The sequence below is a fragment of the Companilactobacillus farciminis KCTC 3681 = DSM 20184 genome (assembly GCF_002706745.1).
Taxonomy (GTDB): domain Bacteria; phylum Bacillota; class Bacilli; order Lactobacillales; family Lactobacillaceae; genus Companilactobacillus; species Companilactobacillus farciminis.
Window position 1 is genome coordinate 2375469 of record NZ_CP017702.1, and the last position, 20529, is coordinate 2395997.

General features: G+C 36.7%; 20 protein-coding genes. 4 read left to right on the forward strand and 16 right to left on the reverse strand.

From position 1 onward, the window contains the following. Positions 1-9 precede the first annotated feature (9 nt). The 7 genes from LF20184_RS11765 to LF20184_RS11795 form a co-directional block, all read right to left on the reverse strand. Entirely contained in the window at positions 10-894 is an 885-nt protein-coding gene (locus tag LF20184_RS11765; RefSeq protein WP_010018180.1) for a metallophosphoesterase, read from the reverse strand. 8 nt (positions 895-902) lie between these two features. Beyond that, positions 903-1916 carry an ABC transporter ATP-binding protein gene (locus LF20184_RS11770; protein WP_010018178.1) on the reverse strand — a complete coding sequence of 338 codons (1014 nt, stop codon included), beginning with the start codon at positions 1914-1916 and terminating at the stop codon, positions 903-905. Between the two features lie 2 nt (positions 1917-1918). Continuing rightward, positions 1919-2701 (reverse strand): ABC transporter permease, encoded by a 783-nt coding sequence (locus LF20184_RS11775; protein WP_010018176.1) that lies wholly within the window; start codon positions 2699-2701, stop codon positions 1919-1921. Next, the gene (locus tag LF20184_RS11780; RefSeq protein ID WP_236906320.1) at positions 2701-3456 is read right to left on the reverse strand and encodes an ABC transporter permease; all 756 of its coding nucleotides are present in this window, start codon (positions 3454-3456) and stop codon (positions 2701-2703) included. The genes LF20184_RS11775 and LF20184_RS11780 overlap by 1 nt, the downstream gene beginning before the upstream one ends. Before the next feature lie 94 nt (positions 3457-3550). Next, positions 3551-4627, reverse strand: coding sequence for an ABC transporter substrate-binding protein (locus tag LF20184_RS11785; RefSeq protein WP_010018174.1), 1077 nt, complete (start codon positions 4625-4627; stop codon positions 3551-3553). Between the two features lie 283 nt (positions 4628-4910). Then, positions 4911-5840 carry a DUF7916 family protein gene (locus LF20184_RS11790; RefSeq protein WP_010018173.1) on the reverse strand — a complete coding sequence of 310 codons (930 nt, stop codon included), beginning with the start codon at positions 5838-5840 and terminating at the stop codon, positions 4911-4913. Between the two features lie 85 nt (positions 5841-5925). Continuing rightward, positions 5926-6570, reverse strand: coding sequence for an SDR family oxidoreductase (locus LF20184_RS11795; protein WP_010018172.1), 645 nt, complete (start codon positions 6568-6570; stop codon positions 5926-5928). Between the two features lie 215 nt (positions 6571-6785). On the opposite strand from LF20184_RS11795, the gene LF20184_RS11800 reads away from it, so the two are divergent. The 3 genes from LF20184_RS11800 to LF20184_RS11810 all read left to right on the forward strand — a co-directional run bounded on the left by LF20184_RS11800 (position 6786) and on the right by LF20184_RS11810 (position 9445). Next, a complete protein-coding gene (locus LF20184_RS11800; protein ID WP_010018170.1) occupies positions 6786-7208 on the forward strand; it encodes a MarR family winged helix-turn-helix transcriptional regulator in 423 nt (140 codons plus the stop codon). 12 nt (positions 7209-7220) lie between these two features. Next, positions 7221-8162 (forward strand): nucleoside hydrolase, encoded by a 942-nt coding sequence (locus tag LF20184_RS11805; protein ID WP_010018169.1) that lies wholly within the window; start codon positions 7221-7223, stop codon positions 8160-8162. A 131-nt stretch (positions 8163-8293) separates the two neighbouring features. Next, complete coding sequence (locus tag LF20184_RS11810; RefSeq protein WP_010018168.1) at positions 8294-9445, forward strand: MFS transporter; 1152 nt, start codon at positions 8294-8296, stop codon at positions 9443-9445. A 39-nt stretch (positions 9446-9484) separates the two neighbouring features. On the opposite strand, the gene LF20184_RS11815 is transcribed toward LF20184_RS11810, so the two are convergent. From LF20184_RS11815 to LF20184_RS11835, 5 genes are all read right to left on the reverse strand, one after another. After that, complete coding sequence (locus LF20184_RS11815) at positions 9485-10612, reverse strand: acetylornithine transaminase (RefSeq protein WP_010018167.1); 1128 nt, start codon at positions 10610-10612, stop codon at positions 9485-9487. 17 nt (positions 10613-10629) lie between these two features. Continuing rightward, complete coding sequence (gene argB, locus LF20184_RS11820; RefSeq protein ID WP_010018165.1) at positions 10630-11373, reverse strand: acetylglutamate kinase; 744 nt, start codon at positions 11371-11373, stop codon at positions 10630-10632. Between the two features lie 15 nt (positions 11374-11388). After that, complete coding sequence (gene argJ / locus LF20184_RS11825) at positions 11389-12612, reverse strand: bifunctional glutamate N-acetyltransferase/amino-acid acetyltransferase ArgJ (protein ID WP_010018161.1); 1224 nt, start codon at positions 12610-12612, stop codon at positions 11389-11391. Between the two features lie 17 nt (positions 12613-12629). After that, positions 12630-13652 carry an N-acetyl-gamma-glutamyl-phosphate reductase gene (argC, locus tag LF20184_RS11830; protein WP_010018160.1) on the reverse strand — a complete coding sequence of 341 codons (1023 nt, stop codon included), beginning with the start codon at positions 13650-13652 and terminating at the stop codon, positions 12630-12632. A 206-nt stretch (positions 13653-13858) separates the two neighbouring features. Further along, complete coding sequence (locus LF20184_RS11835) at positions 13859-15166, reverse strand: SLAP domain-containing protein (protein WP_010018159.1); 1308 nt, start codon at positions 15164-15166, stop codon at positions 13859-13861. Between the two features lie 176 nt (positions 15167-15342). On the opposite strand from LF20184_RS11835, the gene LF20184_RS11840 reads away from it, so the two are divergent. After that, complete coding sequence (locus tag LF20184_RS11840; RefSeq protein WP_010018158.1) at positions 15343-16218, forward strand: WYL domain-containing protein; 876 nt, start codon at positions 15343-15345, stop codon at positions 16216-16218. A 131-nt stretch (positions 16219-16349) separates the two neighbouring features. On the opposite strand, the gene rlmH is transcribed toward LF20184_RS11840, so the two are convergent. From rlmH to LF20184_RS11860, 4 genes are all read right to left on the reverse strand, one after another. Further along, on the reverse strand, positions 16350-16829 hold the full coding sequence (rlmH, locus tag LF20184_RS11845; protein WP_010018156.1) for a 23S rRNA (pseudouridine(1915)-N(3))-methyltransferase RlmH: 480 nt from the start codon (positions 16827-16829) through the stop codon (positions 16350-16352). A 587-nt stretch (positions 16830-17416) separates the two neighbouring features. After that, positions 17417-18310, reverse strand: coding sequence for an IS3 family transposase (locus tag LF20184_RS11850; protein WP_099240376.1), 894 nt, complete (start codon positions 18308-18310; stop codon positions 17417-17419). Further along, positions 18307-18981, reverse strand: coding sequence for a helix-turn-helix domain-containing protein (locus LF20184_RS11855; protein WP_082607452.1), 675 nt, complete (start codon positions 18979-18981; stop codon positions 18307-18309). Before LF20184_RS11855 ends, LF20184_RS11850 begins: the two co-directional genes overlap by 4 nt. Positions 18982-19141: 160 nt before the next feature. Next, positions 19142-20515 carry a S1C family serine protease gene (locus LF20184_RS11860; protein ID WP_010018154.1) on the reverse strand — a complete coding sequence of 458 codons (1374 nt, stop codon included), beginning with the start codon at positions 20513-20515 and terminating at the stop codon, positions 19142-19144. Positions 20516-20529 lie beyond the last annotated feature (14 nt).

The window sequence follows — 20529 nt, forward strand, 5'->3', positions numbered from 1 at the left end:
TTCAACAAATTAATCCTCAAATAAAATATTTTTTCTCTGAATGCCATCACTATACAAATCATATTGAGTAATTCCGCGTTTCAAATCGCTCTTACAATTGTATCCTGTCACATTTCCATAATTCAACTGAATGCCAGCATAATTGCCACTGAAATTATTGAAATGGTCATGTCCTGCAACCAATGCTTTGATATTATCTTGATTCAAGATTTCATAAAATAAACCTGAATTAATATCAGCTGAACAAACGGGTTCACCAAAACTACCTGTTATTTTTTCAGAGTCCACTTTTTTATATTCCGGCAACGGAATATGCATAAAGCCTACATCAAAAGTAGGTGCAGCATACGATTTAGATGTATCGACATACCAATCTATTTGATCATGATCAATAGCTTCATATTGACTGATTCGAGGATCACGATAATACATACCACTATCCCAAACAAATAATTTATTAACGATTTCGCCAGTCGCTTGATCTAAAATTTCCAAAGTATAGTTCTCTTTTTCACCGGACATGAAAACATTGGTCTTCTTAGCTAAATGGTGTAATTCATTTTCATAATCTCTAATGTAATCCCGACCAAAGGGACCTTCGGTATCATGATTGCCATAAGTGATTGCCACTGGAGTATCGTATTTATTTAACAACGTATATAGTGGTTTCAAATCACGACGTGGGTGCTCATTATCTTTACCCCAAACTAAGTCGCCTGTAATCATAAACAAATCAAATTCATGAGTATCTAACGTTTTCTCTAGTTTTGACAAAGTTTCTTGATTGATATTTTCCAATGAACGTTCGTCACTTTCGAGCGGCAAATCTCCGAGATGGATATCAGTCAATTGCGCGATTCTAAAAGGATGCCCTTTTTCAACGTATAATTTCATTTTTTCCCCTAACTTAGTGGTAAAATTTTTGATTTATCAATAAAAAATTCTATTTCAGTTTCTGGAACTAATGGCAAAGTATGATTCAAAGCTTCCATTTTAAGGGATAAATTATTCTTAGAAATAGTATATTGAACGCGATTGCCATAATTTACTACACTATCAATTTTCCCTAAACATGCTACTTCCTGATCAGATAATTCAGAAATCTTTTTCAAAGTAATCGATTCAGGTCTAATTAAATATTTTTCTTCCTTTGATAACTCATTAATTCCTAAATTTGCTAGTTCCTGACCCGAAAGAATATTGTGTTCACCAATAAAAGTCGCCATGAATTCATTGACCGGTTTAGTATAAATATCCCAAGGACTACCTTGTTGTTGAATCTTACCATCAGAAATTACTACGACATTATCTGCAATCGCCATAGCTTCCCCTTGATCATGAGTAACAAAAATCATCGTGATGCCCAATTTTTGTTGATACTCTCTGATTTGTTCACGTAATTCCACGCGAATTTTGGCATCTAAAGCACTCAAGGGTTCATCCAACAAAAGCAGTTTAGGCTTCATAACCATTGAACGGGCAATGGCTACACGTTGTTTTTGACCACCAGAAAGATCATCAGGATAATTATTGGCTTTACTTTCTAAGTTCACCAATTGAAGCATCGTTGTCACTTCTTGATAAATTTCGTCTTTCGACAATTTTTGTGCTCTCAAACCATAAGCAACGTTATCAAAAACCGTCATATTAGGAAATAGTGCATACGACTGAAAAATAACACCGATATTTCTCTTATGAACTGGCAATTCAGAAATATCTTGACCATCTAGAAAAATACGTCCTTTAGCGTAACGATTTAACCCTGAAATGGAACGTAAAACAGTTGTTTTTCCACTACCACTGGGTCCCAAAAAGACAGTAATGGCATTTTCAGGAATCGTCAGATTAAAATCTTTTATAACGGTATCTTTGCCAAAAGTTACATTTAAATTTTCAATTTTTAAAAAATCATTCATGACTAACCTTTCCTTGCTTTACTAGTTGTTTTGATCAAAATGACCGATAAAATACTCAACATAATAAAGTAGATAATTGTCAAAACACTACCGGCATTTCCATTCGTAGACATTAAGCGATACATATAAATTTTCAAAGTTACATAATTTCCACCTAAGAACAAATTAGTCATCACGTAATCACCAAATCCTGAAGTGAACAGTAACAAAGTTGCTACAATCAAACCGGTTTTGATATTAGGAATAATCACTAATAAAAATGACTTAACTGGCCCATATCCTAATAATTGCGATTGTTCATACATAGACTTGAAATCTTTAGAGATAAAAACATTCGTCAGACTTTGATAAACCAACGGTAAACTCATGACTGACAATACCATGACTAAAATAATGATCTTAGGAACTGGCACCTCTTTGTACAGTTGGATCAAGCCCGTTACCAAGATGATTCCCGGAATTATAAATGGCAACATCGTAATGAAACGCATCTTGGATTTTAAATTTTGATTGTAAATATTCATATAAAAAATTACGGGTACGAATACAACCAAACCTAAAATAGTTGTAAAAGTTGATAAAATTAAAGATCTAACTACAACACTCAAGAAGTCTGGATTCAAAACTAATTGCTCATACCATTTCAAAGTCAAACCTTCTGGAACAACGGTGTTGACCCACGAAGTAGCTATTGAATACAGAAATGTTGCTAATATTGGCAACAATAAATAAATGAAAATGATTGTTAAAATTACTTTCGGTAGTCGTGTACTCTCTTTTGCCATTATTTACTCTCCAATTGTCTTTTTTTGACTAGTAAATTTCCCAAAATGACTAAAGCCACCATCATTAATCCAAAAATAACGGACAAGGCACAAGCCAATGGAATATTGCTGGATAATTCTCCACCAATCAAAGTTCCAATAATAGTTGAAATTAAAGTGATATTATTCCCCGTCAAAGCAAACACGGTTTCGTAAGTTCCCATTGAATTAGCAAATAAAATTATTAAGGTCTCAACTAACCCTGGAATTAAAACTGGATAAATAACTTTTTTTAAGAAGAACCAATTGTTAGCACCAAGCGTCTCTGAAGCTTCCTTCCACCCGTGATCAATCTCTTCAAAGGTTGGATAAAGAAACAAAATTCCCATTGGAATTTCAAAGAAAGAATAAGCAATCACTAAACCAAACCATGAATAAATATTGATTGAACTTAAGAAATTAACATTCATCGATTTTGAAATAACGTGCACGACACCCGAATTACCCAACAAAATAATCAACGAGAACGCTAGTGGAACCCCGGCAAAACTAGATGCCAAATTAAAAATCGTAACTAGAGATTCTTTGACCGTACTCGACATTTTCGTCAAAGCCCAAGCTCCAAGTATGGCAATAACTTCACTGAATAATGAAGCTGACAAAGACAGAGTAAAACTGTGCCCAATTGCATTTAGATAGTAGCGATTAGTGAATATTTCTTGATAATTCATTATTCCCCAAGAACCATCTTGTGAATTGAAACTTGAAATAATCATAATTCCAATTGGGAATATTAAAACTAGACAGATGAGTAATATAAAAAGTAAGAGAAATCGATTTTTAATGCCTACTTTCATTGTTAGGCCTCCGCTACTTAGTTACTTCTGTTTGCCATTGTTGGCCAAGTTTCAAAGTTGTTTTATTCCAAACATCGTTATCTTTGATTGTATAAACTTTCTTATATGCACTGGCTGGCAATAACTTGGCTTTAACATCTGCTGGTAATTTCACATCGTCTCTAATTGGACGAGCATAACCTTTGGCAATATTAATTTGACCGGCATCGGAAAGGAAATAATCACGGGCAAATCTAGCGGCATACGGATGCTTAGCATTCTTATTGATAACCTGTGAATCCCCACTCATCACACTGGCATCTTGTGGAATAGTTACTTCGTATCTTGACTCATCAATCAAATGACGATCAGTTAATGCATTAAAGTCCCAAAGCACCCCAACATCAATTTCACCTTTCTTCAAATTCTGAACGCTTGTATCAACTGAAGATAAACGATTTTCCTTTTGCAATTGACTGAAGAAATTTAGAGCTGGTTTGATATTACTTTCATCTCCGCCAAAAGCATGAGCAGCTGCTAAAATGGCATATTGCGATTGTGCTGCAGATGCTGGATTGGCACCGACTGTGACTTTGTATTTACCCTTCTTGATATCAGACCAAGACTTTGGTACATCCTTTTCGGACACATTCTTCTTATCGGTGATAAAAGCAATTGTTCCCTTATAGGCATTCATCCAATAACCATCTTTATCCTTAGCCCAATTAGGGATTTGGTCCCAATGTTCACCCTTGTACTTGGCCAAAATTCCTTTCTTTTGAGCTGTAGGTGAAACGTTCATTCCAATATCAGTAATATCGGCACTGGCTTTTTTACCTTCACTTTCAAATTTGTGAATCGCTTCCGCACTATTCATATCAGTATCTGTGTGTGAAATATTGTATTTTGTCTTCAAATCTTTCCATGAGCCTCCCCAATTAGCCCATGGATCTGGCATTCCTAGTGAAACAACTTTACCTTCTTTTTTGGCTTCCTTAGCGACCACCTTAGGATCACTCGAAATTGAAGCAGATTGACTACTTGTACACCCAGCTAAAGTAGTGATTGACAATAATGTTAATAGACCCGTTGCGATTAATTTGTTTTTCATGTTCATATCCCTCCGAGGAAAAAATTATCAAATGGTTATATATTTTTTGTATAGGTTTTCGAATATTTTTTGACCTATTTTGCGTATTTATTGCAACAATTAATATTTTTATAATTTTGTTCTCAAAAAGATGAACAGATTTATTTAACTAATGGATTTTTTAAAATCATCTGTCCAAGTACAAGTTTTGTTTAGAAAAATATCAAATATTTTTTTATTTTTAACAACAAATCAAAAAAGAGCATAAAAAAACGTCCGTTTTTCAGAAAACGAACGTTTCTTTTTAACGATTAATAGAACGTGACATTCTCACAATAGCATGACGTTCACCTCGGATAGCTTTACTCAAAGCAAAAATATTTTCAACTGGTGATTGAATACCCCAAGCGGCATCACCGATGTGTTGAATATCAACGCCACAGATTTTATTCTTAATAGCAATATTTTCAATAAAACTGCTACCAGAACCTTCTTGACTAGTTCCAATCGTACTCATTACTAGAGCGCCTGATTGATGAACTAATTTTACGATTTTCTTTAGTTCAGTTTCATCAAAACCGGGAACAGTCCCTACTGCCGGAACTAGAATCACATCTGCTCCAGCATTGAGAAATTGCTTAACAGCCGTTTCACTGACAACTGCTTCATCAACCCCAGCGCCGTGCATTTTTCCAGCAATGACTAAACCAGAGAAGACTTTTTTGGCTGTAACGATGTTCTTAGCAATTTGTTCGTTCGTAACGCCGGTACCTGGATTTCCCGTCAAAACAACGAAGTTAAAGCCTAATTTCTCGGCCTCTTGGAGAGTCTTTTCACTCGCCATTCTTCCTTCTGGTATCGTTAGACGATCTTCTAACATTTCGGCATCTGGATCAACCGGTTCAAGGTTAACACCGATTGGTCGACCGACTAATTCTTGTAGTCGTTTTATCGTTTTGCCATCGTTATGAACTTTTGCTGTGGCTAAAGTCCCTTCGCCCTCATATAGTCCTAAAACTAACGGATTAAAGACATCAAAGACATTTAATAAGATCATATCTGCTCCAAAAGCTGCTGCCATTTCTGATGTTGTGATACCATCCAAAGGCTCATGGACAACGACATTTTCACTCAAGACGACTCGCCCTTCACTGGCTTTGATGCTTTGTTTGAGTTCTTTTCCGTTCATTTTCAACATTTCGCTCGAATTAGCACTAATTAGTCTCTTAACCATTTATTTTCTCCTTCTTGCAACCGATTTCAAATTAAACTTTAGCATAAAAAAAGAAGCTTTGCTCTAAAACAAAACTTCTTAATCATTAATACCAAGCAGGTTTGTCACCATCAGTGTTAGGTTTATTGACACCAATTGATTCACGACTGTATTTGTCAGGATCTTGGGCAATATCAACGACGATTTGGGCGATTGATCTTCTAGAAACTTCTGTTCCTTTGAATGTCTCACCCTTTTGGGTAACTTCATAATCAACTTCTGGCTTATCAGTCAACCAAGCAGGACGGATGATTGTATAATCCAAATCTGAATCTTCGATAACCTTAGCGGCAGCAGCATAATTAGTAATGTAATCACCCAAAACTTTCTTGTTCCATTCACCGAATTTGCCGGGTACTTCATCATAAATACCTAGTGTTGAAATCCAAACTAGACGAGTCTTATTTTCAGCATGCATTGCTTCAATGACTGCACGAGCTTGGCTTTCAATATTGTTACCAGCCAAATTAGCATAAACTAAGTCGACGTCTTTCATTGCATCGGCCAAGTTAGTAGTATCGGTAGCATCACCTTCGACAGCTTCAGCCAAAGTATGAGAATCAGCAAAATCTTTTAAACGATCTGCATTTCTCAAATACAATTTCAAATCTGAATCAGTCGTGTCGACAAAAATGTGTTCTGCTAAACGGGCAATTTTTCCGTTAGCACCTAAAATCAAAACTTTAGACATTTATTTTTCCCCCTGTGTTAGTTTCTATAATCCAATATAGGAGAGTTTTTCGATTAATACAAAGAATGTTTCTCGTAATCCTAGCGATTTTTACAAAATATAAAATAAAATGACGATAAGTAAATTTTTGTGAATTATTCTACAAGCTAACTCTCAGAATCCGTTACATGATGTTATAATTATTTCGTAACACAATGCTCTAAGGAGGATGTTTTATGACAGGTGATGTGGCTCATTTGTTAAAAGTTGCATCGAATGAAATTTCACGTGAAATCAACTCTTTTGCCCATAAATACGGTTTGACTGGGACACAAGTTCAAATAATTCATTATTTAGCTAATAACCATCAAGATGATATTTATCAAAAGAATATCGAACATGAATTCAACATTCGGCGCTCGACAGCGACTAATATTTTAAAAACTATGGAAAAAAATGGTTTAATATTACGCCGCACTGTCCAAAATGACTCACGCTTAAAACGAATTGTTTTGTCCGATAAATCTAAATCTATGCAAGATTCGATCGAGAATTTCATGGATCAAAATGATCAAATGATTCTTTCGACTTTAGGTGCTTTGGAGAGACACAGTTTCGTACACGCCTTGAAAAAAATCCCCCAAAAATTAAAAAAGTGAGGTAAGGATTTAATGACAAAAGTAATTATGGATTGTGATCCTGGTATTGATGATGCGATTGCTCTAACAGTTTTACTTGCACATCCCGAAAAAGCTGATTTGATTGGTGTAACTACCGTTGGTGGTAACGTTCAACTAGACTACGTTACTCAAAATGCTCAAAAACTATTGACCTTCTTAGGTTCTCACGCTGAACTTGCAGCTGGTCAAGCTACTCCACTAGTTAAGGAAATTCAAACAGCTAGCCACGTTCACGGTAAGACTGGCATGGATGGATATGACTTCCCAGAAAACAGTCTTGACTATCCTATCAAGAGTCATAACGCCGTTACATACATGTATGACAAGATCATCAACAGCGATGAAAAAATCAATCTTGTCGCTACAGCCCCATTGACTAACGTAGCATTGCTTTTGAAGACTTTCCCAGACGTTAAAGAAAACATCGAACACATTTACATCATGGGTGGCTCAACACTTCAAGGTAACATCACTTTAGCTGCTGAATTCAATGCTTACGTTGATCCTGAAGCTATGGACATCGTCTTCAATTCTGGTTTGCCAATTACTCTATCTGGCTTGAACCTAACTGAAAACAAGGCTTATGTGACAATGGATGAAATTTCTAAGATCAAAGACCTTGGACATGTCGGCGTTATGGCCAGTGCCATTCTTGATATTTATGCTGGCCACGAAAGTTCAATCGGTATGACTAAGATTCCAATCCACGATGCTTGTGCTGTTATCAGTTTGATTGCTCCAGAGCTATTTACAAAGAGCACTAACTATTCAATGGACGTTTCTCTAACAAACGACCAATATCGTGGTATGACTTACCCAGACCGTCGTGTTGACTCAGAAAAGAAGAACAGTATCAAAGTTCTTGAAGATGTTGACCGTGAAGCCTTTGTTAAGTTCATCTTCGATTCAATCGCTAGTTACGACAAAAAATAAATAAAGCAATTAACCTCACTGGATGATTTCTAGTGAGGTTTTTAATTTCTGAAAATTAAACTCAATTTTACAAAAAGTGATTCATGGTTGTATAGTTTATAGGTTATTTATTTTGAAAGCGACGGATTTTTATGAAAACAAAATTGTACACCCCGAATGTCACTCTAGTTTTAATTGCTAGTTTCTTCTATATGATGTCTTCGATGCTTATTACGCCAATCATTGCGGAATTCACCCAAAATATTGGTGCCACTAGTGCTATTGCTGGATTGATTGCCGGTATTATGAATATTACTTCATTGTTATTACGGCCAATTGCTGGTAATCTAACTGATCGAATTTCCAAATACAAACTAACTATGATTGGTGCCTCTTTTTTACTACTAGCTAATCTTGGCTACGGTTTAACTACCAATTTAGTTATCATTACTGCCTTAAGAATCATCAACGGTCTAGGTTACACGCTTTGTTCCGTTTGTATGTCGACTTGGATTGCTGATTTACTGCCACCTAATCGTGTCGGTGCTGGTATGGGAATCTACGGTTTAGCCAACGCTTTAGGAATGGCCTGCGGTCCTGCTATTAGTATTTCCTTATACAAACACGTCAGTCACCAATCCTCATTTTGGTTAGCTGCCTTCTGTAGTCTATTGCTGATAATAATTATTCAATTCGTCAGCAATCGTGGTTTACCAACAAAATCTACTAAGCCTACAACCAAACGTCATTTACAGATTGTTCAGCCTAAAGTTGTTCCAATTGCAATAATCTTGTTATTATTTTCATTACCATATTTTGCCACCCAAACTTACCTAGTTAGTTACATTGCCCAAAGACATTTCTCTGTCTCGGCAGGGATATTCTTTCCAATTTACGCAATTATTTTGTTAGTTTTACGATTATCAATGCGTGACCTCTTTGATAGAGTTCCTTTCAAAACCTTTATCAAAATCAGTTTGATTGGAAATTTAGTTGGACTGTTAGGCCTAACACATTTAACTAATTGGTTCTTCCTTATCATCAGTACCCTAGGCTTAGCTGTCGGCTATGGCTTAATGTTTTCAATTTGCCAAGCTAAAGCTTTGATGGTCGTTTCACCTCACGAACACGGGATTGCCAACAGTACTTTTTACATCGGCGTCGACTTAGGAATGTCACTAGGTCCAATTACTGGTGGTCTGATCAGTAATTTCTTGCCAATTTCGTGGTTCTACCCAATGATGATGATTACCTTACCTTTGATTGTGATTGTCTATTGGATGAATCGAAATTTATTAGCCTAAAAAACTCTAGTAACCGTTAAATGATTACTAGAGTTTTTTCTATAATATGGACTTAATGGTTTCAAGTCCTTCATCTAATTTTTCTTCACTCATCACTAGTGGTGGCAACAATCTCAAGGTATTGTGCTTAGCTGAAAGTGTCAATAAACCTTTTTCGTGCAATTTTGTAATGGCATCAGTGACTGGCAAACTTTCATCCAAATGAATACCAATCATGAAACCCAATCCAGTTACATCAGTTACCTTGTCCAAAGGCTTGATTTCAGAATTCAATTTAGCCCAAAGATGTTCTGATTTCTTCTGAACTGAAGCCAAAAATTCTGGTGTTAGTTGCGTTAGAACCCCTTTAGCAGAGGCCATAGACATTTTATTACCACCAAAAGTAGTTCCATGACTACCCGGTCCAAAAGCAGTTGCTAACTTCTTATTACCAATCATCGCTCCAATTGGCATTCCGTTACCTAGAGCTTTGGCAGAAGTAATAATATCAGGCTTTAATCCAAATTGTTCAAAGGCAAATTTAGAGCCTGTCCGGCCAATTCCGGTTTGAACTTCATCAATAATCAACAAAACGCCGTTATCATGACAAGCTTGTTGAATATCGGTCAACCACTTCTTATCAGCTACGAAAACGCCGCCCTCACCTTGAATAACTTCCAAAATGACTGCTGCCAAATTATTGTCAATCAATTCTAGCGCTTTGTTATCGTTATAGTCAGCAAATTTTACGTCTGGCACCAATGGATCAAAACCCTTTCTAATATCTGGGTTACCAGTCAACGACATTGAGCCATAAGTTCGACCGTGAAAGCCATTATTGAAAGCTAAAACGGTTGATTTACCAGTATACTTACGTGCCAATTTAAAGGCGGCTTCGTTAGCTTCAGTCCCAGAGTTACAGAAGAAAGCTAATTGATCATCGTTACACAAAAGGTTCGCTACATCGTCTTGAATTTGGCTCTCATACAAATTAGAAATGTGCCAAACCTTTTGTAATTGCGCTTGAACATTTTTTTGAATGATTTCGTTACTATAGCCAAAGCTGCAAACTCCGATGCCACTAGTGAAGTCCAAATAAGTTTTGCCATTATTATCAGTTAAATAAATATCTTTTCCTTCTACCAAATCAAAAGGAAAACGTGCATAAGTTGGGAATACGTGTTCCATAAATCTTTCCTCCATAGTTATTTTTCGACGTATTGGAACTGTGTTCCTGGTCGTCCTAGATCATTAGTAATAAAGGTTTGATGAACTCCATTTTTCAAAGCCGCAAATGAAGCTTTGATTTTGGGCATCATCCCCGATTTAATAACGTGTTGCTGGAATAATTCATTGGCAAAAGTTTCTGTTAATTGTGGCACGACTTTGCCAGAGTTCAAAACTCCCGGAACGTCGGTCAACAAGACTAACTCCTCGGCTTGCAACTGACTAGCTATCTTAGCTGCAGCGGTATCGGCATTGACATTGAGCCAGTGGCCATCTTTAGTCTGCGCTAATGGTGCCAACACGCCAATTTGATTCTCTAATTCTTGTGAAAGCCATTCACTGTTGATGTGAGTCACTTGTCCAACTTCACCGTATTGAGCTTGATTTAAATACTTACCTTCCAACAAGTGATTGTCGCTAGAATTAAGTCCAATTACTGGCAAACCTGAATTAGCCAAGAATTGACAAAGTTTGGGTTGAACTAATCCCAATAAAACAGCTTTGGTAACATCCAAGGTTTCCGAATCAGTCACCCGAACGCCGTTTATTTTCTCAACATTCAGATGTAGTTTTTCGCTCCATTCAGAGATTTGTGGACCACCGCCGTGAATGATTAAGACTCGTTTACCCATCGACCACCAGGTTTTAATTTGTTCAAAGAAGGTCGACGGTAAATTTTCACTGGCATTGCCACCTATTTTTACAACTATCGTCTCTTTCATCATCTTCACCCCATATTAGCTTCTGTATGTGGCATTAATGCGGACGTAATTGTAAGTCAAATCACAGCCCCAAGCCTGCCCTGTAGCAGTTCCAGAATTTAAATCAACTAGCACGGTAATCTTTTTATCAGTTAGAGCTTCTTTCATTACCGTTTCATCAAAATCAGCACTGTGACTGTTATCGACTAAAGGTAAATCATTCAACCAGACACTGGTGTGATCAATATCGACTACAGCATCGGTTTGACCAATAGCCGCAATAATACGCCCCCAGTTAGCATCTTCACCAAAGATGGCAGCTTTGACCAAATTGGAACCGACGATAGCTTTAGCAACTTTTTGAGCATCAGCGTGAGTAGCTGCATTTTCAACATTGACCTCAACTAGCTTAGTTGAACCTTCACCATCTTCAGCAATATCTTGAGCCAATTTAGTTAAAACGGCGTTATAAGCATCCGTGAATTTTTCAAAATTATCACCATCATCGATAGAAATCGACGTGTTGTCAGCCATTCCGTTAGCAAGCGTGACGACCATGTCATTAGTTGAAGTATCGCCATCGACGGTAATTTGGTTAAAAGTTTTATCAACTTGTTGGCTGAGCATCGGTTGGAGTTGACCGTCAGCAATCTTAGCATCAGTAACGACAAAACCTAGCATCGTGGCCATTTTCGGATGAATCATCCCTGAACCTTTACAAAAACCACTGATCGTAACAGTCTTGCCATCAATTTCAATTTGGGTGGAAATAGTTTTGGGATGCGTATCAGTTGTCAAAATTGCTTCGGTAACTAAATCGTTGTCGAGTAACTCTAATTGTGAGACTCCTTTTTGAATCAAATCCATTGGTAAATTTTCACCAATCACACCAGTTGAGGCTACTCCGACAAGATTTGCATCAATTCCCATTTTGTCAGCTGCTAATTTTTGCATCTTTTTAGCATCGATCATCCCTTGTTCACCAGTAACAGAATTGGCAACGGCTGTATTCATGACCATTCCTTGTAAGAGATGATCTTGATTGATAGTTTGCTTCGTTAATTTAGTAGGAGCAGCTTGGAATTGGTTAGTCGTATAAGTACCAGCAGCTTGAGCAGGAACTTCTGAATACAACCAGCCCATATCTTTTTTGTTAGGATTCTTCCGCAATCCCACGTGAACGCCATCAGCTTTATAGCCCTTAGGCCAAGTAAAAGGTACTTCTTGATAAGTCTTTGTTTCTTCTAAAAATGATTGCATAAAAAAATCCTCCTAATTTAAGGTAGAACTGGAATTAAATCCAATCCTGCATCTGGTTGAAATTCAAACATTTGGTTAAAGTTTTGAATTGCTTGTCCAGCTGCACCTTTCAGGAGGTTATCAATTACACTGACTATTACGATTTGATGGGTAACAGGGTTTAGTTGATAACCTATGTCACAGAAGTTAGTTCCAATCACTTGTTTAAGATTGGGAAAAATTCCTTCAGTAGCATTTACAAAGGTGTCGTCTGAATAAGTTTGGGAAAAAGCTTCTTGAACCTTTTCTTCAGTTACATCTGACTTAGCCTTCGCATAGCAACTGGCCATAATTCCACGTGTCAGTGGTAAAAGTGTTGTTGTGAACTGAATATAAGGTAGATCTTTGTCCCATTTTTGTAATTCCTGAACAATTTCTGGAATGTGTTGGTGTTGATTTACCTTATACAGTTGCAGATTTTCATTTGTTTGGCTGAAATGAGTTGATTGACTCAATTTCTTACCGGCGCCGGAAGTACCAGATTTGGCATCCACGACGATTGAAGATGGATCGATCAGATGATTTTTAACTAGTGGAGCTAAGGCCAAAATCGTTGCAGTGGCATAGCAGCCAGGGTTGGCAACATATTTAGAACCCTTGGAACTAGTAAAATCAGCTAATCCATAATGTGCTTTGGCGAGATAATCGCTTTGAGGAGCGGGCTTTTTGTACCACTTCTCATATACATCAGCTTTGAGTCGAAAGTCACCTGCTAAATCAATTACCGGAAAATCGTTTTCGATAAATGGTTGAGCCAACTTCGTCGTAACCCCAGCTGAGGTGGCGAAAAACACCATGTCATTATTCTTCATGATATCAGCAGAATCATAAGGTAAAATGCTATCTCGTCGTCGTAGTTGTGGTAAAACCTCTTCTAAAGCTTGTGCTACTTTCTGGGAGTGCCCATACAAATTAACTTTGTCGACATTGGGATGCCGTAACAACAATTCATACAAAACACTGCCGCCATAGCCGGTGACACCGACAAGACCAACATTCATACTTATCATCCTTCCTGAATCTAGTTTTTTCTACTCGGTAGAAATTAATAGCTAGAATACTCTTGAAGATTAAAAAATACAAGTACTTTTCTAATAAACTTATCATTTTTCTAATTTAAGGAAATACGTGTTAAACGCTTTCATTAGCTAAATTTAGGCAAAAAAATACCCTTCAATCTCTTAAAAATTGAAGGATATTTTTTTACTTATTTATTAATACTTGTAGCAAATTCTGGTTCGTAATATGAGTTTGCTTTCAAGTTAAGACTGCTGTTCAAAGTTACGTCAGTAATCCAAACCCATTGGTTAGTAGCAACTTGACCCCAGTATGAACCATACTTGTTAACGACCAACTTAGAAATCTTCCAAGCTGAGTTTGCAGGTAGAGTTAAATCATAACTGTTAGTTGAAGTATTGTAAGTTCTAATTTGTTTATTAGTTGTAGCAATCAATCCGTTACTTGGTGTAGGAACTGATGAATTAGTATTTGTATTTGGAGTAGTTGAAGTTTGATCAACGATATTCATATATGCGACTGAAACAAATTCATTAGTAGCGACTTGATAGAATGTTTGCTTGTCGTAATGCAATGTTTGTGACCCAATCTTCCATTGAGTACCCTTTGGCAAAGTAGCACCAGTTGGAGTTCCACTGCCATTGACTACTTGAACGTTGTTTGTCGTGATACCAACAGAACCAGCAGCACCTGATCCGTCAGTAATATAACTGCCATTATCACCAGTAGCTGGTCCAGAAACAGTGAAATCAGTATCTTGAATCCATTCGTTAGTGGCCACTTGATAATAGTTTTTGCCATTAACAAATAGCATGTCGGCAATTCTCCACTTGCTACCGACGGGTAAAGTCATACCAGTAGAATTCCCGTTACTGTCCACGATATTAGCAGTATTAGTGATGGTTACTGTCTTACCATATTGAGCGTCAGTGGTGATGTATGGATTGTTAGTTGTGGTTGTGGTAGTTTGTCCAGCAACTGTTACATTTTGAGCATTGATATATTGATTGGTGCTGACTTGATAATAGATCATCTTGTTAGCATGTAGGATATTGCCAATCTTCCATTGACTACCAGCAGGCAAAGTAGCACCAGTAGAATTTCCATAAGCATCAACGACGTTTAAAGTAGTATTAGCTGTCGCAATTTTACCGGCATCAGGATTGTCTTCTACCCAACGGCTTTGTGATTGAGAACTGTCAACTGAATTAGCTGAACCAGTGACATTTTTAACTACGGAGGCTGGAATATACTCATTAGTTGCGACTTGATAATGAGCGACACCATTGATAGTTACTTGTTGACCTAATTGCCAACTACTACCACTTGGTAAAGTTTGTCCGGTGGCTTTCCCATTAGCATCATAGACTGGCGTAGTATTTGAAACAGTTCCGACAGCTGCGGCATCAACATTTTGTGGCAGAGCGCTGAGTGCTGCTGGAGCTAACATAATAGCTACAGCTGAAGCTGCGATAACTTTTCTAGTTCTATTTTTCATTTTCCCTATCTCCATTTTAGACTCTCTTCTTATTACAATTTCATTCTATGAATAATCAATTTTTATAGCAACAAGTTTAAGCAATCGTTACAAAAACTTTACACTTATAGTGTTAAAAAATTGCGTACTATTATTGAACAATTATGATAATCTATTTTGCAGGGGGTCCGATATTTATGAACTTATCAATCGAAGTATTCTTACAGTTACTGGCAAACGAGAAGTGTCAGACTAAAGATATTGCTGCAAAGCAAGATATCACTATTCGAACAGCTCAACGTGCAATCAAAGAAATTAAAGTTGCTTTTGATAAAAGCGTCGTTCTCAACCAATATTTTCAATTGAAAAAAATCGGTCACGCTTATTCTATCGACCAAAAATATTTATTGGACCAAAATCAAGTGTTGATTCTAATCAAAATTTTAATTGCAAGCCGTTCACTAAATAGCACCGAATTACCACGATTGACTAACAAAATGTTAGACATGTTGACACTACAAGAACGTGACGTCGTCAGCGAATCCGTTATGACTGAACGCATTACCGATAATTATTTAACTGATGAAAGTTTTCGAATCGAAAAAATGGGTCAACTGGAGCAATACATCTATCACAAGCAAAAAATTCGTTTCGTTTATACTGACCGCTATCCTTCTGAAATTCCCAATATTGAAACCATCGAGATGCTACCGATCCACACTTTTTTTGATAATCTTTACTTCTTCATCATCGGTCTAGTTAAAGATACGCAGGAATACCGGACTTTTCGAATAGACTGGATGGACAAAATTGAACCAATCCATTTAAAGATACCTATGGAGCACAGCAAATATCACGATCATGGCCGAGAAACTCGCTATGAAGCCTTTGGTTATCAAGGAAAAAAGACCCGTATTCAATTCGAATATTATGGCTATATGGAATACATTCAAGATATCTTCCCTAGTTGTAAAGTTATTAAAACCATCGATAAACCAAATCGTTTTCCATTTTCAGTTAAAGTTTTGGAAATGAAGTTAACTACTCTGATGGAATCAAGTTATGGTTATTAGGCGAAACAACAATTTTAAGAGTTTTATCACCCAAATCTATCGCAGACGATATTCGTGACACTTTACGTGAAGGATACGAAAGATATTTAGAGTAAAAAAAACAGCCAAAATTGGCTGTTTTTTCGTAGTTTCTATTTGTGATAAGTTCGATGATTAATAATCATGAATGAACGGTAAATTTGTTCAGTCAGAACTAAACGCATCAATTGATGTGGCAAAGTAAATTTACCAAAACAGATGCTCATATCAGCCCTTTTGACAACTTCTGGACTGACACCTAATGATCCACCGATGACAAAAGTAATGTCAGAAGTTCCATATGTGGATAAATCATCGATCTTTTTGGCAAGTTGTTCAGAAGTAAGCTCCTTACCTCTCAAATCAAGCAAAATGACAAATTCCTTATCCTTGATTTTACTTAATATTCGTTCTCCTTCAATTTGTTTCACTTTGAGATCTTGGGCTTCACTCAAACTTTCAGGTGCTTTTTCATCTTGGCACTCAACTATTTGAAACTTGCAAAAAGCGCCCAAACGCTTAGCATATTCAGCAATACCGGCCTTAAAATACTTCTCTTTTAGCTTTCCAACTGTAACCATTTTAATATTCATAGTAAAAAAATCTCCTTACTTCTTATGATACGAAAATATTCTAATATTGCCAAATTTATTTAAAATAACGAATTATCATGACTATTACATTGTGCACAAAAAAATAAAAGTTTGTCTAATTTTGTGTAACACTTATTATTCCCAGTATCATAGGCATTATATACGTTGTGTCTACTTTAGATTAAAAAACTATCCACAGCTGTGGGTAACCCTGTGGATAACTTTTATATACTGATTTAATCGGATTTTTACATAGTTATTCACATTTTTTGGTAACTTGTGGATAACTAAATATTATTAGTTTTCTGAAAAGTCGAAATAAATTTCAAAAACATTCATAAACGTTCAAAAAAAGCCGTGAAACCACTATTTTAGGATTTTCACAACTTTCATGCCAAACGGATACCAAGTATTCCGTCCTCCATAGCAAAGAAAATTTGGCTGGAACGACTTGGAGCCTTTGCTATTCCGGACTGGATAGTGGTTTTATATTTTTAATCTCTAAACAAAATAGCATCTACTCAAAGAGACTTGCGTTGGCACCTGTCAAGTTGATATTTGAAATAATATAAAAATTGAATATTTTTTTAGATGGCCATATCCCAGTGTTCTGCTGGGGTATGGCCATTTATTGTTTGTGATCTGTTTATATGATTGAAATAGTGAATTCCTTCGTTGACAAGTTTGACTAGTTCTTTGTAAGTCTTAGGCATTGGATGGCGATTCATCCAACGTAATTTGAATTCACTCCACCAACGTTCCATTGGTGAATTATCGTACGGTGTACCTGGTCTTGACATACTTCTAATAACGCCATGTTCATCTAAAAAATTTCCAAATGATAATGACGTAAACGCTGATCCGCGGTCCGTATGGACCATCGGACACACATTACCAGCTTTTGTAAATGCACGTTGAAATACAATTATTTCAGCTGCTGAAGTTTCTGTAAGGCTGATATTACTTGAAATTAAATAACGACCGTAGAGGTCTAAAACTCCACTCAAACGGACTTTATATTCGCCGTTTAAGCCGTAAGGAATTTCTGTTGAGTCACATAACCAGACTTGATTAGGTCCCGTTACCTCGAAATTTTGATTCAGTACATTATCTTGTATATAAATCTCTTTTTGTTTAGAACGATTGTGTTTCTTGATTCTAGACTGACATTTAATGTCTAATTCTCTCATTAAACGTTTCACTTGTTTAAGTGAAACCTTAAATGTGATTTGATTATCCGCTAATAGGTTAATCAATATCTTGCCTGCACCAATAGTCTTAGTATTTAATTCGTACCAGTACATAATACGTTCTTTTAATAGCTTATCTTGAAGTTCCTTTTCCGTTTCTGTACGAGTCCAGTATTTGCTATATGCTTGTCGGCTAACACCGACAACGCGCAGTAAAACGGTTATGGCTCCATGATTATTTTGACTGACTTCCTTTATTGCCTGGTAAGCCAATCTATGTTGTTGTTTCACCCCCTGTGCTGAATTTCTTGCAATTTTTTTGCGAATTCCTCAATTAATTTTTGGTCTTTTAATTGGGATTCCAATTCTCTGATTTTTAAATGCGCTTTATCTAATTCTGTTAAGTCATCTTTTGCTTTGTGATGGCCCCGGCCATCGATCAAAGCTTTATAACCGCCGTCCTTGGATTTTAAAACCCAAGAACGAACTTGTTGATAAGATATGGAATACTTTTCTGCAGCTTCCTTATAAGTATGTTTGCCCTTAACGACATACTCTACGATTTCGATACGTTCTTCAAAGGTTATCTTTTTTTTCATAATGGAATTCTTCTTTCTTGGTGAGCCATCCTTCAACAGTTTTCCATTATTATACTTGAACACCCAGTCCGATACTTGAAAAGTATTTCTTAAACCATATTTATAGGCAATGGTTTCTAAAGAACCTTTACCTTCAAGATAGTCTGTCACGACTTGTAATTTAAATTTATATGAATATTTTGTACGCTTTGTTATTTCCTTCAGGCCGTCGATTCCATATTGATCGAAGAGATGGACCCATCTACGAAAAGTTTTATGAACAATATTATTTTTTCTGGCAAATGTTCTGAGTGGATAAGTTGACTCTTTGAATCCTAGCACTAAATCTAGCTTTTCTTGAAGTGAGTGTTTACTTCTAGGCATAGAAAAATCCTTTCATGAATATCAGATGAATTTATATTATTTCATCTGACAACCATAAAAGGATTATCGCAGACTATATCTGAGTAGATGCTATTTGTGATTTCAAATTAATTTAAGACAGAACTCATTTTTGAGTCGAGTTTCTTATTAAAGATAATCTTTATTCACTAGTTTGTTTCGTCAAGTGAACCTTAGCTGTATTCAACTTACCATTACGATAGTATTGAATATTAACTGTATCGCCGACTGAATGTGAATATAAGGCTGTATGTAAGTCTGCAACTGATGTTACCTTCTTGTCGCCAAGTTTAACGATAACGTCGTATTTCTTCATACCAGCAGCTTTAGCAACTGATCCTGAAGTTGTGCTATAAACTACAACACCTTTAGTTACATCGTCAGGCAACTTCAAACTAGATTGCGATGCATCTGTAATTTGATCTAGATCCAAGACTCTAATACCAAGTGATGGTCTTTCAACTTTACCATTAGCAACTAATTGATTGATGATCTTAACTACTTCATTACTTGGAATGGCAAAGCCCATACCTTCAACTGAAGTACCGTCAGTATTTGAAGCTAGTTTCATTGAGTTGATACCGACAATTTGACCAGCAGCGTTAACTAACGGACCACCAGAATTACCAGGGTTGATAGCGGCATCTGTTTGTAAGACCGTTGCTTCACCAGTAGCTTGACCAGTATTTTGGTCTTGAGTTGTCACGGTTCTATTTGTAGCAGAGATAATACCTTGAGTAACAGTTGTGGCATATTCACTACCCAATGGAGAACCGATGGCGATTACTGGGTCCCCTGGCGATACGTTGTCGGAATTACCAAATGAGGCTGTAGCAGGTACCTTACTTCCATCGATTTCCAAAACGGCCAAATCGGTTGTAGCATCAGTACCAACTAATTTAGCAGAAACTTTTGTTCCGTCTTCCAAGATGACTTCCAATGAGTCAGAACCAGAAACAACGTGATTATTCGTTACGATGTAGCCTTTGCCATTTTGTTTAGCATAAATTACACCAGAACCTTCACTGTATTCTTGTAAATTGCTATTGGAACTAGAACTTGAAGAATCAGAATTGGAGTTAGAGTTACTGTCGCTACTACCATTCTCATCTGCTTGACCTTGAGTACTGTCAGACGATCCACTGTCGCCAAACAAATCACCAAAAATTGATGAAATGTCTCCGTCACTAGATTGTTCCTTTTGCTTTTGAAGATTAATAACCGAAACAACAGCGCCATTGACCTTCTTATAAGCTCCAGACATCGAACTGGATGTATTTACCTTGGTGTTACTTACTTGCGTTGTGCCGGCAGTATTTCCAACTGAGGCGGTATCAGAACTGTTGTTACCAAAGTATGTAAAACCAGCGAAGGCAACAACAACACCTAAAGCGGCTGAAATAAAGGCAACGATTCCCATCTTGAGCAATGAATTATGGGATTGATTATTATTGTTATTCCCACGTTTCTTATCATTTACTCTTGATTCAGGTTTGTCTTGATTATCGTTATTCATACAATTTCACTTCC